This is a genomic window from Desulfovirgula thermocuniculi DSM 16036 (genome assembly GCF_000429345.1).
Lineage (GTDB): Bacteria > Bacillota > Desulfotomaculia > Desulfotomaculales > Desulfovirgulaceae > Desulfovirgula > Desulfovirgula thermocuniculi.
This window is the reverse complement of the sequence record NZ_AUBR01000011.1, coordinates 1-18379: the sequence shown is the minus strand read 5'-3', so window position 1 is coordinate 18379 and position 18379 is coordinate 1. Positions and strand designations below refer to the sequence as shown.

The 18379-nt window shown below is 65.5% G+C and carries 25 protein-coding genes; 1 reads left to right on the top strand and 24 read right to left on the bottom strand.

Translation table 11 applies throughout. The features are described from left to right. Positions 1–19: 19 nt before the first annotated feature. The 16 genes from G454_RS0104370 to G454_RS0104295 form a co-directional block, all read right to left on the bottom strand. Complete coding sequence (locus G454_RS0104370) at positions 20–568, bottom strand: F0F1 ATP synthase subunit delta (protein ID WP_027717620.1); 549 nt, start codon at positions 566–568, stop codon at positions 20–22. Continuing rightward, a complete protein-coding gene (atpF, locus tag G454_RS0104365; RefSeq protein WP_027717619.1) occupies positions 562–1056 on the bottom strand; it encodes a F0F1 ATP synthase subunit B in 495 nt (164 codons plus the stop codon). The genes G454_RS0104370 and atpF overlap by 7 nt, the downstream gene beginning before the upstream one ends. Positions 1057–1170: 114 nt before the next feature. After that, a complete protein-coding gene (atpE, locus tag G454_RS0104360; RefSeq protein ID WP_027717618.1) occupies positions 1171–1401 on the bottom strand; it encodes a F0F1 ATP synthase subunit C in 231 nt (76 codons plus the stop codon). 20 nt (positions 1402–1421) lie between these two features. Then, complete coding sequence (gene atpB / locus G454_RS0104355) at positions 1422–2162, bottom strand: F0F1 ATP synthase subunit A (RefSeq protein ID WP_027717617.1); 741 nt, start codon at positions 2160–2162, stop codon at positions 1422–1424. Beyond that, positions 2159–2596, bottom strand: coding sequence for an ATP synthase subunit I (locus G454_RS0104350; protein ID WP_027717616.1), 438 nt, complete (start codon positions 2594–2596; stop codon positions 2159–2161). Before G454_RS0104350 ends, atpB begins: the two co-directional genes overlap by 4 nt. Positions 2597–2616: 20 nt before the next feature. Next, positions 2617–2838: an AtpZ/AtpI family protein gene (locus G454_RS0104345; protein ID WP_027717615.1), complete on the bottom strand. Its 222-nt coding sequence runs from the start codon at positions 2836–2838 to the stop codon at positions 2617–2619. Between the two features lie 101 nt (positions 2839–2939). Next, entirely contained in the window at positions 2940–4124 is a 1185-nt protein-coding gene (wecB, locus tag G454_RS0104340) for a non-hydrolyzing UDP-N-acetylglucosamine 2-epimerase (RefSeq protein WP_027717614.1), read from the bottom strand. A gap of 13 nt (positions 4125–4137) precedes the next feature. Then, entirely contained in the window at positions 4138–5574 is a 1437-nt protein-coding gene (locus tag G454_RS20265; RefSeq protein WP_027717613.1) for a thymidylate synthase, read from the bottom strand. Positions 5575–5579: 5 nt separating this feature from the next. Beyond that, a complete protein-coding gene (locus tag G454_RS0104330) occupies positions 5580–6191 on the bottom strand; it encodes a hypothetical protein (RefSeq protein WP_027717612.1) in 612 nt (203 codons plus the stop codon). A gap of 3 nt (positions 6192–6194) precedes the next feature. Continuing rightward, positions 6195–6899, bottom strand: a complete 705-nt coding sequence (locus tag G454_RS17700; protein ID WP_035106900.1) for an HAD family hydrolase — start codon at positions 6897–6899, stop codon at positions 6195–6197. Then, positions 6884–7327, bottom strand: a complete 444-nt coding sequence (locus G454_RS0104320) for a deoxycytidylate deaminase (protein WP_027717611.1) — start codon at positions 7325–7327, stop codon at positions 6884–6886. The genes G454_RS17700 and G454_RS0104320 overlap by 16 nt, the downstream gene beginning before the upstream one ends. 19 nt (positions 7328–7346) lie before the next feature. Next, positions 7347–8531: a serine hydroxymethyltransferase gene (locus tag G454_RS0104315; protein ID WP_051275889.1), complete on the bottom strand. Its 1185-nt coding sequence runs from the start codon at positions 8529–8531 to the stop codon at positions 7347–7349. A gap of 55 nt (positions 8532–8586) precedes the next feature. Continuing rightward, positions 8587–9102 carry a ribose 5-phosphate isomerase B gene (gene rpiB / locus G454_RS17695; RefSeq protein WP_084413248.1) on the bottom strand — a complete coding sequence of 172 codons (516 nt, stop codon included), beginning with the start codon at positions 9100–9102 and terminating at the stop codon, positions 8587–8589. Between the two features lie 52 nt (positions 9103–9154). Beyond that, on the bottom strand, positions 9155–9631 hold the full coding sequence (locus tag G454_RS17690) for a low molecular weight protein arginine phosphatase (protein ID WP_035106898.1): 477 nt from the start codon (positions 9629–9631) through the stop codon (positions 9155–9157). Further along, on the bottom strand, positions 9631–10185 hold the full coding sequence (locus tag G454_RS0104300; protein ID WP_027717609.1) for a manganese efflux pump MntP: 555 nt from the start codon (positions 10183–10185) through the stop codon (positions 9631–9633). Before G454_RS0104300 ends, G454_RS17690 begins: the two co-directional genes overlap by 1 nt. A gap of 8 nt (positions 10186–10193) precedes the next feature. Beyond that, positions 10194–11270 (bottom strand): L-threonylcarbamoyladenylate synthase, encoded by a 1077-nt coding sequence (locus G454_RS0104295; RefSeq protein WP_027717608.1) that lies wholly within the window; start codon positions 11268–11270, stop codon positions 10194–10196. Positions 11271–11413: 143 nt separating this feature from the next. On the opposite strand from G454_RS0104295, the gene G454_RS0104285 reads away from it, so the two are divergent. Next, entirely contained in the window at positions 11414–11791 is a 378-nt protein-coding gene (locus tag G454_RS0104285; protein WP_027717607.1) for a hypothetical protein, read from the top strand. Here the strand turns inward: G454_RS0104285 and G454_RS17685 are convergent. The 8 genes from G454_RS17685 to rpmE form a co-directional block, all read right to left on the bottom strand. Then, the gene (locus G454_RS17685) at positions 11784–12641 is read right to left on the bottom strand and encodes a metal ABC transporter permease (RefSeq protein WP_051275873.1); all 858 of its coding nucleotides are present in this window, start codon (positions 12639–12641) and stop codon (positions 11784–11786) included. The two genes, G454_RS0104285 and G454_RS17685, sit on opposite strands and share 8 nt — an antisense overlap. A gap of 21 nt (positions 12642–12662) precedes the next feature. Then, complete coding sequence (locus G454_RS0104275; protein ID WP_027717606.1) at positions 12663–13406, bottom strand: metal ABC transporter ATP-binding protein; 744 nt, start codon at positions 13404–13406, stop codon at positions 12663–12665. Between the two features lie 4 nt (positions 13407–13410). Continuing rightward, positions 13411–14346 carry a metal ABC transporter solute-binding protein, Zn/Mn family gene (locus G454_RS0104270; protein ID WP_211229951.1) on the bottom strand — a complete coding sequence of 312 codons (936 nt, stop codon included), beginning with the start codon at positions 14344–14346 and terminating at the stop codon, positions 13411–13413. After that, a complete protein-coding gene (locus G454_RS0104265) occupies positions 14343–14801 on the bottom strand; it encodes a Fur family transcriptional regulator (protein ID WP_035106895.1) in 459 nt (152 codons plus the stop codon). Before G454_RS0104265 ends, G454_RS0104270 begins: the two co-directional genes overlap by 4 nt. Before the next feature lie 88 nt (positions 14802–14889). Next, on the bottom strand, positions 14890–15744 hold the full coding sequence (gene prmC, locus G454_RS0104260) for a peptide chain release factor N(5)-glutamine methyltransferase (RefSeq protein WP_027717603.1): 855 nt from the start codon (positions 15742–15744) through the stop codon (positions 14890–14892). After that, positions 15744–16820 (bottom strand): peptide chain release factor 1, encoded by a 1077-nt coding sequence (gene prfA, locus G454_RS0104255; RefSeq protein WP_027717602.1) that lies wholly within the window; start codon positions 16818–16820, stop codon positions 15744–15746. The genes prmC and prfA overlap by 1 nt, the downstream gene beginning before the upstream one ends. After that, the gene (locus tag G454_RS0104250) at positions 16795–17688 is read right to left on the bottom strand and encodes a DUF1385 domain-containing protein (protein WP_027717601.1); all 894 of its coding nucleotides are present in this window, start codon (positions 17686–17688) and stop codon (positions 16795–16797) included. The genes prfA and G454_RS0104250 overlap by 26 nt, the downstream gene beginning before the upstream one ends. A gap of 43 nt (positions 17689–17731) precedes the next feature. Continuing rightward, positions 17732–17932 carry a 50S ribosomal protein L31 gene (gene rpmE, locus G454_RS0104245; RefSeq protein ID WP_027717600.1) on the bottom strand — a complete coding sequence of 67 codons (201 nt, stop codon included), beginning with the start codon at positions 17930–17932 and terminating at the stop codon, positions 17732–17734. Positions 17933–18379 lie beyond the last annotated feature (447 nt).

The following is an 18379-nucleotide window of genomic DNA, read 5'->3' as shown; positions in this document are numbered from 1 at the left end:
CCGTTCACCCCTCTCCCGTTTAACCGACCTTTCTCAAGTGTTCCCGCATGGCGGCCAGCCTTGCGCGCAGGCTGCCGTCAATCACCCGGTCGCCGATGCGCACGACCACCCCGCCGATTACGCCGGGGTCTACCTGGTAGGAAACCTTTACGTTCTTGCCGGTAATCTGGCCCAGCACCTTTTGCAGTTCCTCTTTCTCTTTCGCCGTTAGCTCCACCGCGCTGGTCACTTCTGCCCTGACGATGTTCCGTGCCTTGTTGGCCAGATCCACAAAGCGCTCCCGGATCTCCTCCAAAAGGGTTTCCCTCTTCCTGTCCACCAGCAGGTAAAGGAAGTTCTCCATGACCGGGGATACTTTGCCGCCAAAAAGGTCCTTAATGAGTCCCTTTTTCTCCTCGGCGGTGATGCGGGGGTGGTGGAGGATTTTTTTCAGCTCCGCCGACGTCCTGACGGCCTCGCACACCGCCTCCAGCTCTTTTTCCATGCGGTCCACCATGCCGGTCTCGGCGGCCAGATCGTAGAGGGCCTCGGCGTAGCGCCTGGCCACGATGGCGGTACCTTTTAGCATGGCAGGCCCCTCGCTTCGTCAATAAATTCCTTGATCAGGTCGTGGTGGATCTCCGGGGTAAGGGCGCGGCCGATGATCTTCTGGGCCACCAGCACGGAGAGGTTGGCCACCTGGTTGTGCAGCTCCGCCACGGCTTTTTCCCGCTCGCGGGCGATTTCCTCAATGGCGCTCTCCTTAATGCGCTGGGCCTCCGCTTTGGCGGCCTCGACGATCTCCTGGGCCTTGGCTTCCGCGTCTTTTGTGGCCTGCTGGAGGATGGCCTGGGCCTGCTCGCGGGCCCTGGCCAGCTCGGCCAGGTATTCCTGCTTCAGCTCCTCGGCCTTCTTCCTTTCCTCTTCGGCCGCCGCCACGTTATCGGCAATGTACTTCTGGCGCTGCTCCAGGACGTTTACCAGGCGCGGGTAGACCACCACGCGCAGGAAGATGAGCAGGATGATGAAGTTGATAACCTGCGCGATCAGGGTATAGTTAATGCCCAAGGATTCCAACGGTAGCTCCCCCCTTTCCCACGGCTTGGCGGTGGATATAAGGGGCAATAGCAGGTGCCCCCACCTGCTATGCCGCCTTATCATCCGCCGTGAAAATTTGCCCGCAGGCTGTGATCAGATTTTACCGAAGAGCATGAAGGCGATCACCACAGCGATGATGGGCAGGGCCTCGATCAGACCCACGGAAATGAACATGGTGACCATCAGGTTACCCCGCAGCTCGGGCTGGCGAGCCATAGCCTCCACGGTGCGCCCGGTGACCAGACCGTCGCCGATGCCGGCGCCCAGGGCGGCCAGCCCCACGGCCAGTGCGGTACCGAGGGCGGCAGCAGCTCCTACGTCCATCCGACTTTCCCTCCTTTCCCTTAATGCTCATGGTGTTCCTGTACGGCATGGGAGATATACGCAATGGTCAGCATGGTGAAAATGAAGGCCTGGATGAAGCCGACGAAGATGGAGAAGGCCAGCCAGATCACGGAGGGTATGAACCCGCCGAAGACGTAGCTGTTGAGGCCGATGAGCCCCAGCAGCACGGCTATCAGCACTTCGCCGGCGTAGATGTTCCCGTAAAGACGGAAGGCAAGAGTCACCGGCTTGGCCAGCTCTTCGACAATTTTCAGGGGCAGGAAGAAGAAGAACGGCTCCACAAAGTGCTTGAAGTAGCCCAGGCCCTTGTAGCGTATGCCCAGGAACTGCACGAGGATGAAGACCATGATGGCCAGGCCAAGGGTGGTGTTCTTGTCCGCCGTGGGAGACATCATGGTCGGCACCAGGCCCCAGAGGTTAGAAAAGAGGAGGAAGGTAAACAGGGAGAAAATCAGCGCCATGAGCCCGGCCCCTTTGTGGGGGTCGATGTTTTCGTACACCAGGCCCCGCAGAAAGAGGAAGAGCTCTTCCAGCATCAGCTGCAGCTTCGTGGGGCGCCGCAGGTCCATGTTGCGGGTGGCCGCCAGGGTAAAAATGATCAGCAGCAGCATGACCACCCAGGTCATGACCAGCGTTTTGGGGTTCAGCTGGACGACGGTGTTGCCCACGGTAAATTCCCACGGGTGGTGCGGGAACCCCCAGACGTTCAGCTCCTCATGGACCTGCTCCAAGCTCTTCACCTGCTTTTCACCTCCTTTCCCCTGCCCTCATAAAAATATGCCTCCTCCCGGCTGCGTAACAAAGCGCCGTAGGCGGCACTGAGGGTGGTGATCACGGGGACCAGTAGTATCCCCGCTCCCAGCCAGAAAACGTTTACTTCCAGGTAGCGCCCGGCAAAGAAGACCACCACGGCGGCCAGCGCCAGGCGCATGACCAGCCCCTGAGCCATATAGCCCCGCGCGCGCTGCCGGTCCAGATAGGCCAGGCGCTTCACGCGCAGGGAAAGGGAGAAGGCGTTCAAGAGGCCCACGGCCAGGCCCAGGAGCATACCCCAGGCCAGGGGGTCGCGCGCATCAAACACCAGGGCCAGGCAGGCCAGGGCCGCCGGCACGGCCACCACGCGGGCGGTGAGCTTCAGCTGGTTATCCAGCTCACGAAAAGCGCGGTCCTGCAAGGCCTTCCTCCCCCCTTCCCCTACGAGAAAAACCTCTTTAGTGTCTGCACCACGCCCCAGATGCCCGCGGCCACTCCCAGCAGCACGCCGGCGGCCGTCAGCCAGGGGTCGGTGTGCAGCCGCTGGTCAAGCCAGCGCCCGGCGTAAAAGCCGGCGACGGACATGACGGCCAGCTCGACGCCGATGGTGGTGGTGACGGCCAGGGCCTCGATAATAGGGCTCCTCTTGGGCCTCTTCTCCAACGCCGCCCCTCCGCTTTATTTTTCTTGTGAGCCTTCGCACTTTGTCAGCTGCGTTACACTCATCACAAGGTATTCTCTTCTACACAAATTCATTTATTCCTTCAACGGCACAATATTTTTTCCCTACGGCAAATTTTGCCCGGGACGAAGGGCTCGGGGGGCGCGGAGGCAAGGCCGAAGTGGTAGCGGATGGCCTGGCAGATGCGTCTCGCGGCCCGCCCGTCGCCGTACGGGTTGACGGCCTCGGCCATCTGCCGGTAACAGAGGGGGTCGTCCAGCAGTCGCCGCGTCTCGTAAAGCACGGCCTCCCTGGAGGTGCCCACCAGGCGCACGGTCCCCGCCTCCACCGCTTCCGGGCGCTCGGTGGTGTCCCGCAGCACCAGCACGGGCTTGCCCAGGGCCGGCGCCTCCTCCTGGAGCCCCCCCGAGTCGGTGAGCACCAGGTAGCAGCGGCCCATGAGGTTCACAAAGGGCTGGTATTCCAGGGGCTCGATGAGGTGCACGCGGGGCAGGCCCCCCAGCACCTCCTCCACCACCTGCCGCACGGCGGGGTTCCGGTGCACGGGAAAGACCACTTCCACGTCCGGGTAGAGGCCCACCACCTCGCGCAGCGCCAGATATATCTCCCGCATGGGGTCACCCAGGTTCTCGCGCCGGTGGGTGGTGACCAAAAGCACGCGACGGCGCTTGTAGTCTATTTGCGCCAGCACGGGGTCCTCAAAACGGTAAGCGGGGTCCACGGTGGCCAGCAGGGCGTCGATGACCGTGTTCCCCGTGACGTAAATGCTCCCGGGATCTACCCCTTCGCGCAGGAGGTTTTCCCTGGCCGTCGCCGTGGGGGCGAAGTGAAGGTCGGCCACCACCGCCGTGAGGTGGCGGTTCATCTCCTCCGGGAAGGGTGAATACTTGTTCCTGGTGCGCAGGCCCGCCTCCACGTGGCCCACGGGGACCCGCAGGTAAAAGGCGGCCAGGGCGGCGGCAAAGGTGGTGGTGGTATCGCCGTGGACGAGCACGAGGTCCGGCTTTTCCGCCCCGATGACCCGCTCCAGGCCCTCCAGCGCCCGGCAGGTGATCTGGAAGAGGGTCTGGCCGGGCCGCATGATGTCCAGGTCGTAGTGGGGCCTGATGGCAAAAAGCCGCAGCACCTGGTCCAGCATTTCCCGGTGCTGGGCGGTCACGGCCACCCGGCAGTCGAACTCCTCCGGATGGCGGGCCAGCTCTTTAATTAGCGGGGCCATCTTGATGGCCTCGGGGCGCGTGCCGAAAACGGCCAGGATTTTCAGCATCTCTTTTGCTCCCTTAGCCTTCCTCAAAAGGTTCACCGCCGGCCAGGCAGGCCTCTGCCCGGGCCAGCTGGCGCCCCAGGTACATGGCGTGGCCGGCATCCGATACGGCCAGGTCCCTGGCTATCTCCCGTGCAAGGGCCGCCGCGCTTTTCCCGCGGTACTCGTTGATGACCATGTCGCCGAAAAGGTGGTAGGCCACGATCTGGCCGTCCTCCACGGTGATGCGGAAGTTGCCGTGGGGATCAAAGCGCAGGCGGTACTGCCTGGCGGCGGCCACCATCCTGGCCCGCTGGTACTCCTCCGGGTCCACGGTGATGGAGTGGGAAAAGACGGTGATGGCGCCGGGGGGAAGGTTCGCGGCGGCGGCCACGTGCTGCTGCACGGCCATGAGCCCGTAGAAGTTTTCCAGCCAGGCGTCCAGGGCGTTGTGCGTGCGAAAAGTGGCCGTTAAGGTGAGCTTTTCCTCAAAAACCCTGAAGAAGAGGGAGACCAGGCAGGGGCGCCCGCTTTGCCCCTCCAGGTCCCGCGCCGGGTCCCAGAGGGAAATGTAGCAGTGGCGGTCCTGGCTGTCCTCCTGCAGGCGCCGGGCCACGGCGGCAAGCGTGTCCAGGCCGAAGTAGCTGCGCAGGCGGTGCCCGTAGCGGTAGCTGGTGTCCGGGCCCGGCGGGGAGGGGTCCAGGATGTCGCGCTGGTACTGGGAGAACTTCTCCAGGGAAAAGCCGTAGCGGGCCAGCTCCTCCGGCGGGTCGGGGACCGGCCTTTCCACCACCACTTTAACATTCTGCAACTCCTGGCGGTCTCCCTTCTTTAAGTGCACCAGGTGGCCGAAGCGCACGATCCTGAAGACAAGCTCCTCCCATGCCTCCAGGGGCGTTTCGGCCACCACCACGTGGGCCCGGGGGTTGCTGGGGTAGCGGCCCACCTCCACCGGCGGCAGGGGCAAGAGAAAGCGCACCGCCCGCACCGGCGGGGGCGGGGGAAGCTCGTTAAAAAAGCGGGCCAGCCGCGCCAGCGATTCCCCGGAGGCCAGGTCCCCCACCTCCACCAGTACCGGCGGGTCGTGGAAAAGCTCCGGCCCCAGCAGGTGGTCCACCAGGCGGTTCGTGCCCTTCACGCGACGGCAGCGCACCCCCAGGGCTTCGTATTCCTCCACGCCCAGCTTAAAGAAGTTCACCAGCTCTTCCCTGGAGCCCGAGAGGTCGCGCCCGCAGATGACCAGGTAGCGCAACTGCGGGTTGTAGAGGAGGTTGCGCAGGAGGTGCTTTAAGCCGTTGCCGTAGAGGTTCCCCAGCACGGCCACCGGGGAGGTCTTGGGGTCGAGGTTTACCCCCGCCTCCTCGAACCTCCTTAAAACCCAGGAAATGCGGGACCACAGGGTGACCACGCCCACATAGCCCCGCGGGTTGACGATATGCAGCTTTTCGCCAAAGTGAAGGGGGATAAATTCCAAGGGGATCATCCCTCTTTGGTGAAGCGGCCCCGGGGGCCGCCCACGTTGGTAAAAGCGGAGTTGAAATTGCGGTACAGCGATTTGTAATCGCGGACGCGGTGCCACTTCTTTACAAAGCCGGGCGGCAGGTCTTCCCGCAGGATCACCTGGCTCCAGCCGCCAGGCAGGGGGTAGGCGTAATAGGGCTTCTCCCTGGGCACCCCCCTGATGAAGACCACTTGAGGCACCACCCACTCCAGGCGGGCAAGATACACCCGGTGCATGCCGTCGCAGACGATGTGGAAAACCGAGCCGTCGGCCTCGATGGATTCCTCCACCACCGGGGGGAGGAGGTCGACGGGCTCCTGCGCCCCCTCCAGGTAAAGGGTGACGTAACCGTTTAAGCAAAAAAGGTCCAGCCCGTGGCGGGCCAGTTCCCACTTCAGCTCCCGCACTTTGGCCAGCTCGCCGCTCAAGACGTAGGTCTGGGCAGGGGCGAGGTAATTGGTGTGAATCTTTTCCAGGGAGATGAAGGCCTCCCGATATATGTAGCACTGCGGGTCGGCCAGCATGGTCACCCGGCGCAGCCTTTCGACCAGCTCCGCCGGGGGGTGGTGAACAACCCTGGTTATTTTCATGGCTCATTTCTCCTTCAATAACCGGTTGATTTCCTCCAGCGCCCGGGCCACCTCCCCCGCGCCGCCGACGACGGCCTGGGGGCGCGGGCAGGACCCCGCCAGCACGCGGGCCAGGGCCTCTCCCTCCTTTTCCGGGCGGGAAAGCACCCAAACGGCAAACATGCCCATCTCCAGGGCCGGGAGGATGTCCTTTTCATAAGTGTCTCCCACCATGACCGCGCGGGAAGGTTCCGCCCCCAGGGCCTGCAGGGCGGCCCGGAACAGCTTCCCGTCCGGCTTCCTCCTGCCCACTTGAAAGCTCAAGGCGCAGAAATCGACCAGGGCGGCAATCTCCGGGCAGGCAGATAAAAAGCCCCGGAAGTACGGCACCCATATGTCCGAAACCAGGGCCACGGCAAATCCCAGGTCCCGCGCGCGGCGCACCGCCTCCAGGGCGCCCGGCAGGGGTCGCGCCGCCGTCTCTTGCGCCGCCCAGAGCCGGCAGACGGCCTCTTCCTGCGCCGCCGTAAGAGGGAAGAGCGCGGACAGGGCCGCGCAGGCCTCCCGGGGGGAGGAAAACTCCCGCGTCATGAGCAGGTCCGCCGCCCGCCGGGCCTCTTCCTCCGCCAGGCCCAGGGTACTTGCCAGCTGGCGGGCCGGCGAGACCTCCGGGCCGCTCACCAGGGTGGCGCCGATGTCAAAGAGGGCCGCCTTTACCTTTCTTCCCACAGGTCCACCCGCACCCCGTGGCGGCGCAGGAACTCGATGCCCTCCTCGCCCCCTTTGTAGTCGCGGCGCACCACCACCCGCGCCAGCCCGCAGGAAACGATGAGCTTGGCGCAGTTTAAGCATATGTCCGCGTTTACGTAAATGGTCCCCCCCTGCACGGCCAGCCCCCTCTTGGCGCAGAGGCAGATGGCGTTTTGCTCGGCGTGCACGCAGGGCTTGTAGTCCTCCCTGCCGGCCAGGTCCTTTAAGCACTGCCCGGTGTCGCAGCAGTGCGGCGCGCCGCTGACCACGCCGTTGTAGCCGTGGGAGAGGATGCGCTGGTCCACCACGATGACCGCCCCCACCTTCTTGCGCAGGCAGGTGGAGCGGCGGGCAATCACGTCCGCCACTTCCATGTAGATCTCGTCAAAGGTGGGCCTGGAAGCCAAAAGGACCACCCCCGCGCGCCTAGTAAAGCGGGTAGCGGCGGCAGAGCTCGCCGACCATTTCCCTGACGCGCTCCAGGCGCCTTTCGTCGCCGCGGTGGGCAATGGCCAGGTGGATGATCTCGGCCACCGCCTCCATGTCCTGCTCGTTCAAGCCCCGCGTGGTCACCGCCGGCGTGCCCAGGCGGATGCCGCTGGCCACGGCAGGCGGCTGGGGATCGTAGGGGATGGCATTCTTGTTCACCGTCACCCCCACGGCATCCAGGATCTCCTCCGCCTCGCGGCCCGTCACCCCCTTGTTGCGCAGGTCCACGAGGATGAGGTGGTTGTCGGTGCCGCCGCTGACCAGCTCAAAGCCCCTCTCCAGAAGGGCCCTGGCCAGGGCGCGGGCGTTTCTCACCACGCGGCGCTGGTACTCCCTGAACTCGGGCTGCAGGGCTTCCCCCAGGGCCACCGCCTTGGCGGCAATGACGTGCATGAGGGGCCCGCCCTGGATGCCGGGGAAAACGGCCTTGTCCACGGCGGCGGCATGCCTGGAGGGGCAGAGGATCATCCCCCCGCGGGGCCCCCGCAGGGTCTTGTGGGTGGTGGTGGTAACCACATCGGCGTAGGGCACCGGGTTCATGTGCTCCCCGGCGGCCACGAGACCGGCAATGTGGGCCATGTCCACCATGAGGTAGGCCCCCACGCTGTCGGCAATCTCCTTAAAGCGCGCAAAGTCGATGGCCCGCGGGTAGGCGCTGGCCCCGGCCACGATGAGGCGGGGTCTGTGCTTGGCGGCCAGCGCGGCCACTTCCTCGTAGTCGATGAGCCCGGTTTCCCGGCTGACGCCGTAGAAAAAGACCCTAAAGTACCGCCCGGAGATGTTTAAGGGGCTGCCGTGGGTGAGGTGGCCGCCGTGGGCCAAATTCATGCCCAGTATGGCGTCGCCGGGGTTTAAGAGGGCAAAGTAGGCGGAAAGGTTGGCCTGGGCCCCCGAGTGGGGCTGCACGTTGGCGTGCTCGGCGCCGAAGAGCCGCCTGGCCCGCTCGATGGCCAGCTGCTCGGCAATGTCCACGAACTGGCAACCGCCGTAGTAGCGCCTGCCGGGGTAGCCCTCGGCGTACTTGTTGGTGAGCACCGAACCCTGGGCCTCCATAACCGCGCGGCTGGTGAAGTTCTCGGAGGCAATGAGCTCTAAAGTGTGGCGCTGGCGCGAGAGCTCCATCTCTATGGCCCGCGCAATTTCGGGGTCAACCTCTACCAGGGGCCGGTTGAGGCGCTCACGCACGGCCGTTTCCCTCCCCCCGGCAGGCCGGAGCAGGGGCTCCTTCCCCCGGCTTACCCCCGCACCGGCTGTACTTCTTCTCTATTTCGGCAATCTTGGCCACGCGGCGGGCGTGGCGCCCTCCGGCAAATTCCGCGGAAAGCCACACGCGCACGATCTCGCGGGCCAGGCCGGGACCGATCACCCGCTGGCCCATGGTGAGGACGTTGGCGTCGTTGTGCTCCCGGGAGGCCCGGGCGGAAAAAGTGTCGTGGCAGAGGGCGGCTCTCACGCCCGGCACCTTGTTGGCGGCAATGGCCACGCCGATGCCGGTGCCGCAGCAGATGATGCCCCGCTGGAACTGGCCGCTGGCCACGGCTTCGGCCACTTTGAGGGCAAAGTCGGGGTAGTCCACCGCTTCCTCGGAGTGGGTGCCGAAATCGTGAAAGGGGATGTTGTTCTCTTTCAGGAAAGATATGATCTCTTCTTTCAAGCGAAAGCCGCCGTGATCAGCGGCCAGAGCTACGCGCACTTTTGCTCCACTCCCCGGTTAGCCTTTAGGCAATCTTTCTACAAAAAGCCTTTTATTCCTGCTCCGGCTTTTCGCCGCCAAGCCACCTCTTAAGGGCCGCCTCCACAAGCTCTTTGAGGTGCAGGGCGCAGCGCCGGTACTCTTCCTGGGTTCCCCCAAAGGGGTCGGGCACGTCCCCGTCCCTCCCCGCAAACTCGGCGAGGGTGAACACCTTGGCCGCCTCTTCCGGGAACAACCTGCATATCATTTCCTTGTGGTGCTCGGTCATGGCCAGCACCAGGTCGGCCTCAGCCATATCTTCGGCCAGCAGGCGGCGCGCGCGGTGGGCGGATAAGTCCAGGCCCATCTCCTCCATCACCGCCACGGCGTGCTCCGATGCCCCGCCGCCCTCCGGGGCAAAGAGGCCCCGGGAGGCCACCTCCACTTCCCCCGCCGCGCCCTTTTCCGCCAGGTAGCCCCGCGCCAGGGCTTCGGCCATGGCGCTGCGGCAGGTGTTGCCGGTGCAGACGAAGAGCACCTTCCTGGCCATTACATGCTTCCCCCCATTACCTGCCAGAAAAGCTTGGCCCCTATGCCCAGGAGGATGGCCCCGCCCAGGAGGCGCGACCTCTTCCCCGCCCAGCACCCCACCAGGCGGCCCAGCCAGAGGCCGCCCAGGGTCATGGCCCCGGCCACCGCGCCGAAAAGCAGCACGGCCAGGAGGAGGTTGGCCCGCAGGGTCCCCATGGTAAAGCCCACGCTCAGGGCGTCCATGCTCACGCTGGCCCCCAGGAGGAAGAGGCCCCAGCCGCCCAGCACCACGTCCGGGGGCTCCTCGTCCCGCACCGCCTCCCAGATCATGCGCGCCCCCAGGTAGAAGAGGATGAGGGCGCCGCCGACAGCCGCCGGCCGGCCCAGGTAGAGGCCCGCAATCTCGCCGGCCTTAAAGCCCAAAAGCGGCATGGCCACGTGAAAGGAAAAGACGGTGGCGCTGAGGGCCAAGACCCGGGCAGGGCTCACCCCGGCCATGCCGATGCCCAGGCACAGGGAAAAGGCGTCGGTGCCCAGGGCCACGGCCAGCAAAAAAAGAGCCGGTAAACTCATCCGTCCCCTCACACCTTTTCCACGTTCTCTCCCGCGGCCCGGCGCAGGCGGTTCATTACCGCCAGGCCCACCCCCCGCGGCTCCATGCCCTCGGCCAGGATCACGTCCACTCCCAGCGCATCGAGGCGCCGTAGAGCACCGAAAAGGGCGGCGGCCACGGCGCGAGGGTTGTCCCGCGAACCGGCCACCACCAGGCTCACCCGCCCCTCCGGCAGCCTGTACAGGGGGGCCGTCTCCTCATAAGCCAGGATGCCCACCGCCTTGCCCCGCGCCAGGTAGCCGCGGGCCAACTCGGCAATGCGCCCGGCCACCCGCTGTGGGTCCCCCTCCACCAGCAAAAGGGGCGCGCGGGGGGCGTAGTGCCGGTATTTCATCCCCGGCGAGCGGGGGCGCGGCAGGGCGCAGGGCTCGCCCCCGGCACCGGGCGCCAGGCGCACCTCCCCCAGCACTTCCGCCAGCTCCTCCGGCGTTATCCCCCCGGGCCGCAGGATCAGCGGCACCGGCCCGGTGAGGTCCAGGACGGTGGACTCCAGGCCGATGGCCGCCGGGCCGGCGTCCAGCACCGCCTCGATGCGCCCGCCCAGGTCCTCCAGCACGTGCTGCGCGGTGGTGGGGCTGGGCCGCCCGGAGAGGTTGGCGCTGGGGGCCGCCACGGGCACGCCCGCCGCCGCAATCAACCCCAGGGCCACGGGGTGCGCGGGCATGCGCAGGGCCACGGTGGGCAGGCCGGCGGTAACCTGCGGGGGCAGGTGGGGGGCGGCGGGCAGCACCAGGGTAAGGGGGCCGGGCCAGAAAAGTTTAATTAAGAGGGAGGCCTGCGGAGGCACCTCCCCCTCGACCAGGCCGGCCACCTCCCCGGGGCCGGCCACGTGCACGATGAGCGGGTTGTCCTGGGGGCGCCCTTTTACCTCAAAGATGCGCGCCACCGCCCGGGGGTCCAGGGCGCTGGCGCCCAGGCCGTAAACCGTTTCCGTGGGGAAGGCCACCAGCCCTCCCCGTCGCAGGATCTTCCCCGCCCGGGCCAGAACCTGCGGATCGGGCCTCACGGGGTCGAGGGACCAGTAAAGGGTTTCGATGGCCTTCACCTACCCCGCCATGAACTGGCCGCGCGTACCTAAGTGGTAGTATACCACAAAACCTTCCTTGGCAAGAGCTTGCGGCGCATGATAAAATGCGGCCAAGGGATTTGTGAGAAGGCCCGTTGCAGCCATCCCGGAGGTAAAAAACAATGGGACTAACCTATGTAACCGTAAAAATTATTCCTCTGGAAAGTAAAGCAGGGGAAGCCCCCCAGAACTATTACGAGGACAATTTCCTTGTGGATACCGGAGCCACCGATACGATGGCTCCCGCCGACAAGCTCCTGGCAGCGGGCGTGAAGCCCGTAGGCAGGATGGCCTTTGAGCTTGCCGACGGCCGCCTGGAAGAGTATTCCTTTGGCCTTGCCCGTATTGAATTCATGGGCGAAGTCACGGCCGGCCGGGTCGTCTTTGGTCCTCCAGGAAGTGAACCGCTTCTGGGCGTAACGGCTCTTGAGTCGGTGGGCATCCTCGTCGACCCGGTAAATAAAACTTTAAAGCGCCTGCCCGCCATACCCCTCAAATAGCCCGCCGGGCGCCCCTGGGGGCAGCGCCCTGCCCGAAGCCCCTCAAAGCCCGGGCCCCTGCCGTCCCGGCCTGCGCCAGGACAAAGGCGGCCGCCGCCACCAGCACAATGGTGCCCCCCGGAGCCGTGCCCAGGTAGCAGGAGAGGACCAGCCCGCCACCGGAGACGGCCACGCCCAAGGCCAGGGAAAGCCAAAAGAGCTGGCGGAAGCTCCCGGCCAACAACTGGGCGGTCAGCACGGGCACAACCATAAGGGCGCTGACCAGGAGCGCCCCGATAACCTTCATGGCCACAAAAACGGCCAGGGCCACCGCCAGCATGAAGGCGGCGTTAAGGCGGCCCACGGGCAGGCCGGCGGCGCGGGCGCACTCCTCGTCAAAGGAAATAAAGTAAAGCTCCTTGGCAAAGAAGAGCAGGAAGGCGGCCACCAGGGTTGCCGCCGCCAGCATGGCCTTTAAATCCCCGGGGGCTACGGTGAGGAGGCTGCCGAAAAGGTAAGACCCCAGCTCCTGCCCGGCGCCGCGCACCAGGCCGAAGAGCACCAGGGCCAGGGCCAGGCTGGTGCTCATGACCAGCACCAGGGCCGCCTCCCCGAACACGCGCCCGGCGGCCCGCAGGCGCTCCACTACCAGGGCACCCAGGAGCACAAAAGAAAAAGTGCACGGGGAGGGAGGGAGGCCCAGCACCAGCCCCAGGCCGCTGCCGGCCAGCGAAACGTGGGCCAGGGCATCGGCCAGGAAGGCCAGGCGCCGCAGGACCAAATACACCCCCGCCGCCGGGCAGAGGGCGCCAGCCAGGAGCGAGGCCGCCAGGGCGCGGGCCAGAAAGTCGTAGGCAAGTATGTCCCTCATGGTTACCAAGCTCCTTTTGCCTCAGTGGCCGTGGGCAAGGCGCCGCACGGGAAAGCCGTAAAGGCGCGCCAGGTTGGCCCGCGTGAGCACCTGGGCGGGCGGCCCGTGGCAGATGATGCGCCTGTTCAGGCAGGCCACCTTGCCCACGTGCCGGGCCACCGCCCCGGTGTCGTGGGTGACCACCAGCAGTGTCATATTCATCTCCCGGTTGAGCCGCTGCAGTAGGGCGTAAAAGGATCCCAGGGCGAGGCTGTCCAGGCCCGCCTCCGGCTCGTCCAGGATCAAGAGCTCGGGCCGCCCCGCCAGGGCACGGGCCAAGAACACCTTTTGCTGCTGGCCGCCGGAAAGGCAAGATAAAGGCAGGCGCCGCAGCTCAAGAAGGCCCAGGAGTTCCAGGGCCTCCTCCACCGCCCGCCGATCTTCCCTGCCCGGGCGGCGCCCCGGCCCCAGGCGTGAGGTGCGCCCGGCCATGACCACCTCCTCCACGGTGGTGGGGAAGCGGTGTTCCAGGGTGGCCCGCTGCGGCACGTAGCCGATCCTGTGCCAGCAGCGAAAGGAGCCCACCGGGCAGCCGAACAGCCGGATCTCCCCCGCGCGGGGTTTTAAAAGGCCCAGCACGAGCTTCACCAGGGTGGTTTTCCCCGAGCCGTTGGGGCCCATAAGGGCCCAGAAGTCCCCTTCCTCCACCGCCAGCGTGACGTCCTCCAGCACCGTCCTTTCCCCGTAACCAAAGGTCACTCCCCTAACTTCCACCACCGCTCCCATGGGTCTATTCCTCCAGGGCCAGGCTTAAATTGGCCATGTTCTGCCTCATGAGGGAGAGGTAAGTTTCCCCCCGGGCCATTTCCTGGGGCGTTAAGGTTTCCAGCGGGTGCAGGACCAGGGTGCGGGCCCCCACCTCGCGGGCCAGGGCCTCGGCCATCCTGGAGCCCGCGCCCGGCTCGTAAAAGACGTACTTTATGCCTTCCCGCCGGCAGAAGTCCACGAGGCGGCGAAAGGTCACGGGATCCGGCTCCCCCTCGGCATAAACTCCCGCCAGGGAGAGCTGGCGCAGGCCGTAGCGCCTGGCCAGGTAGCCGAAGGCGGCGTGGGAGGTGACGAACTCCCGCCGCGCAAACTTCCGGCTCCTTTCGCGGAACTCGCGGTCCAACTGCTCCAGCTGCGCCGTGTAGTCCGCGGCCCGCTGCCGGTAGGCGGCGGCGCGTTCCGGGTCGGCTGCCGCCAGGGCCTCGGCCACGCGCCGCACCATCTCGCAGGCCAGCACGGGGTCGAGCCAGGCGTGGGGGTCGAAGGAGCCGGGGTGGGCGTGGTCGCCATCTTCGCCTTCTCCGACGGGAAGCAGGTCCAGCCCCCGGCTGGCCTCCACCACCACCGCGCCCCCGGCGGCCAGGTTGCCCGCGTACTTCTCCGCCCAGGGCTCCATCCCCGCGCCGTTATATATAAAAACCCTTGCCCGCCGCAAATTCAGCGCGTCCTGCGGGCCGGGCTCCCAGTGGTGGGCCTCCACCCCCGGAGGGAGAAGGCCGATAACCTCCACGTGCTCCCCTCCCACCTGGCGGGCAAAATCGTAGAGGGGAAAGACGGTGGCCGCCACCACCAGCTTCTCCCCGGCAGGCGCGGGCTTTTGGGCGCGGCAGCCAGACGCAAAGGCAAGCAAAAGGACGGCGGCAAGGAAAAGGGCCGCCACCCAAACGGTACCTCTCACCGCAGCACCCCCTGCTGGCAGTCCTGGCAGTAGCCGTAGACCCTAAAGGCGTGGCCGGTGACCATAAAGCGCGGCTTTTCCTCCCTCACCCGCTCCAGGCAGTCCACCGGGCAAAAGGGCAGCTCCTCGGCCCGCCCGCATTTTAAGCAGACCAGGTGGTGGTGGTGGCCGCGCCCGGCGTACTCGTAGCGGCGGCAGCTCTCGGCAAAGTCCATCTCGCTGGCCAGGCCCAGGCGCACAAAGAGCTCCAGCGTGCGGTAGATGGTGTCAAAGCTCACCCCGGCGTAGCGCTCCCTCACCCGGCGCCAGATCTCCTCCGCGCTGAAGTGCTCCCCTTCGGCGGCCTCCAAGAGCACCCGCAGCACCTCCTGGCGCTGGGGCGTAAGGCGCACACCCTGCTCTTTCAAGGTTCTAAGCGCCTCCTCCAGGGCTTTACGCCCGCCCTTTTTCTTCATAGGTATGCCTCCCAGTTCGGAATAATTCCGGGTTAAAAGTAAATCTAAGCTAATTATTTGCGCCGCCCGGCTTTTAGTCAAGATGCTTTTATCCCTTTCTGGCCACCACCAACCGCTCGCGCCCGGCAAGGTCCGTCTTTATGGACAGCTGCCAGGCAGCGCCGGCAAAGAGGGCGGGCACGCTGCCTGCTTGGGGAGGGCTTATTTCCACCAGCAGGTAACCGCCCGGGCGGAGGAACTCCCACGCCTGGGGCACGAGGCGCCGGTAGAGATCCAGCCCGTCCTCGCCGCCGTCCAAGGCCACGAGTGGCTCGTAGCGGGAAACCTCCACCGGCAGCTGAGGGATCTCGCCGCGCGGCACGTAGGGCAGGTTGGCCGCCACGAGGGAAAGGCGCCCGGAAAGCCCCAGGGTGTAAAGGGGGGTCAGCAGGTCGCCAGCCAAAAAGCGCACGCGCCCTTCCACCCCGTGGCGGCGGGCATTTTGAGCGGCCACCTCCAGGGCAGGGGGAGAGATGTCGGTGGCGTAAACCACGGCTCCCGGGTGGTAGCGGGCCAGGCTCACGGCAATGCACCCGCTCCCCGTGCCCGCCTCGGCCACCAGGGGTTCCCTTTCGCCTTCCAGGAGCAAGAGGGCCGTTTCCACCAGGAGCTCCGTTTCCGGGCGGGGAATGAGGACGTCCGGGGTGACGGCAAAGGAGAGGCCCATAAACTCCTTTTCCCCCAGGAGGTAGGCCACTGGCTCGCCGTCCGCCCGGCGGCGCAAGAGCTCCCACAGCTTTTCTTCTTCCGCGGGCAAAAGCACCCTCTGCGCCTCCCGGTAAACCCCCACGCGGTCGGTCCCGGCGGCGCGGGCCAGGAGCAGCTCCGCCTCCAGCGCCGCGCCGGGCACCCCCCTTTGCCGCAAAAAAGCCCTGGCCGTGGCCAGGGCCTCCGCCATCCTCATCACACCGCCTCCTCCGCCAGCTGGAGGCGGCGGGCCTGGTCGGTGGTGATGAGGGCCTCGATGATCTCGTCCAGCTCGCCCATGAGGATTTCCGGCAGCCGGTGCACGGTGAGGCCGATGCGGTGGTCCGTGACGCGGTTCTGGGGGAAGTTGTAGGTGCGGATGCGCTCGCTGCGGTCGCCGGTGCCCACCATGGACCGCCGCGCGGAGGCAATCTTTTGCCGCTGCTCCTCCTGCAGCCGGTCCAGGAGGCGCGCCCGCAGCACCTTCATGGCCTTCTCCTTGTTCTTGTGCTGGCTCCTCTCGTCCTGGCAGGTGACCACGATCCCCGTGGGCAGGTGGGTGATGCGCACCGCCGACTGGGTGGTGTTCACGTGCTGGCCGCCGTGGCCGGAGGCGCAGAAGACGTCTATGCGCAGGTCCTCGGGGTTGATCTCCACCTCCACCTCCTCGGCCTCGGGCAGCACGGCCACCGTGGCCGCCGAGGTGTGGATGCGGCCCCCCGACTCGGTAACGGGCACGCGCTGCACGCGGTGCACGCCGCTCTCAAACTTGAGCTTGCTGTAGGCGCCCTTGCCCTCGATGAGAAAAATGACCTCTTTTAAACCCCCCAGGTCGGTATAGCTGGTGTCGATCAGCTCCACCTTCCAGCCCTGGCGCTCGGCGTAGCGCGTGTACATGCGGAAGAGGTCGGCGGCAAAGAGGGCCGCCTCCTCCCCGCCGGTGCCGGCGCGGATCTCCATGATGACGTTTTTCTCGTCGTTGGGATCCTTGGGCAGGAGGAGGACTTTGAGGCGGCGCTCCATTTCCTCCTTTTTCCTTTCCAGCTCCTTGTACTCCTCCTCCACCAGCTCTTTAAACTCCGCGTCGAGCTTATCGGCCAGCAGCTCCTTTGTTTCCTTTAGCTCCCGGCAGATCTTTTTGTATTCCCGGTAGGCGGAAACTACCTCTTCCAGCTCCGCGTGCGCCTTCACGTACTGCTGCCAGCGCTCCCGATCGGCCATTACCTGCGGGTCGGCAATGAGCCCGGTGAGCTCCTCGTAACGGCGCTCAAGCCCGTCCAGTTTCTCGAGCATCGCCTTCTTCACCTCCCAACACCGCCTCAAGGGCCGAAACGGCCACCTCGATCATGCCGTCGTCAGGTTCCCTGGTGGTGAGGCCCTGCAGCCACCGCCCCGGCACGAGCACGAGGCGGCAGAGCCAGAAGTCCGGGTACCTGGCCGAAAGCTTCAGGACCTCGTAAGAAACCCCCGCCAAAACGGGAAGGAGGAGCAGCCGGGAGACGAGCCGCCACCAGAGTGATTGCTGCTCCCCCAGGAGGGAAAAGAGGAAGACGCTCAGCACCAGCACGATGAGCAGGAAGCTGGTGCCGCATCGGGGGTGAAAGGTGGGGTAAGGGCGCACTTTCTCCACGCGGAGTTCCTCGCCGGCCTCAAAGGCGTTAATCACCTTGTGCTCCGCCCCGTGGTAGGCAAACACCCTTTTAATGTCGGGCAGAAGCCCGATGGCCGCCACATAGAGGAGGAAGACGCCCATGCGCACGGCCCCCTCCACGGCGTTCTGCAGCAGGCTTCCCTTGAGCCGGGCGGCGAGGTAGTGGGTAATGCCGGCGGGGAGGAGGATGAAGAGGAAAATGCCCAAACCCAGGGCCGCCGCCAGGGTGAGGCCGATCTCCCAGCCGGACAGCTCTTCCTCCTCGCCCGCCGCCTGGGCGGCAGAATAAGAAAGGGCCGCCAGGCCCAGCACGAGGGACTCCACCAGCACCACCACTCCCCGCACCAGGGGCCACTTTAGGGGGCGCCACCTGGACGCCGCGCTCTTCACGGGGCGGCTCTCCACGGCAATGCTCTCGTCCGGGCGGCGGACCGCCACGGCCCAGCGGCTTTTGCCCCGCATCATCACCCCTTCAATGACGGCCTGGCCTCCGTAGGTCGCGTCGCCCATCCCCGTCCTCCCCACTTACATAAATAGCAGAGCGCCCGCTCTGCTACTTCAAGCCGTACTTTTTGCGGAATTTCTCCGCCCTTCCCCTGGTTTCCACCGTGCGCTGGGAACCCGTAAAGAAGGGGTGGCATTTGGAGCAAATCTCCACCCGCAGCTCCTTTTTGGTGGAGCCGGTTTCAAAGGTGTTGCCGCAGACGCAGATGACCCGTGCCTTACCGTAGGGCGGGTGAATGCCTTCTTTCACCTTCCAGAACACCTCGCTTTGCTCTCGCATTTGCACACTAGTATATTATAGCACGCGACGGCAACCGGGGCAATCCCAACAAAATGTTGTGTCCGTGTCAAGATTCAGTAGGTGCCCTCACAAGAAAATTTCCCTTATGAGACCCCATCACCCAAACGAACGCCTCGAGGAACCTGCCTTGAAACCAAACCGTAGATGGTTTAAACAAGCCACCACAGAGTCGGCCTCAGGAAATAAACACCAGCATGAGCATACCATCCGGTTACATATGCGTCAGACGTGGCCGTAGAGAGCAATCAGGCCTGCCGCCAGCTTTTTGCTCCCCCGGTGCTGGACGCCTCCAGGGCCAACGACCCCGACGTAGGGAGCGTGACGCCGGTGAGGTTCTGAATTGCCGACAGGCGGGGTGAAGACTTTTTGACTACGTGTGCTGCTACAGGACCGACT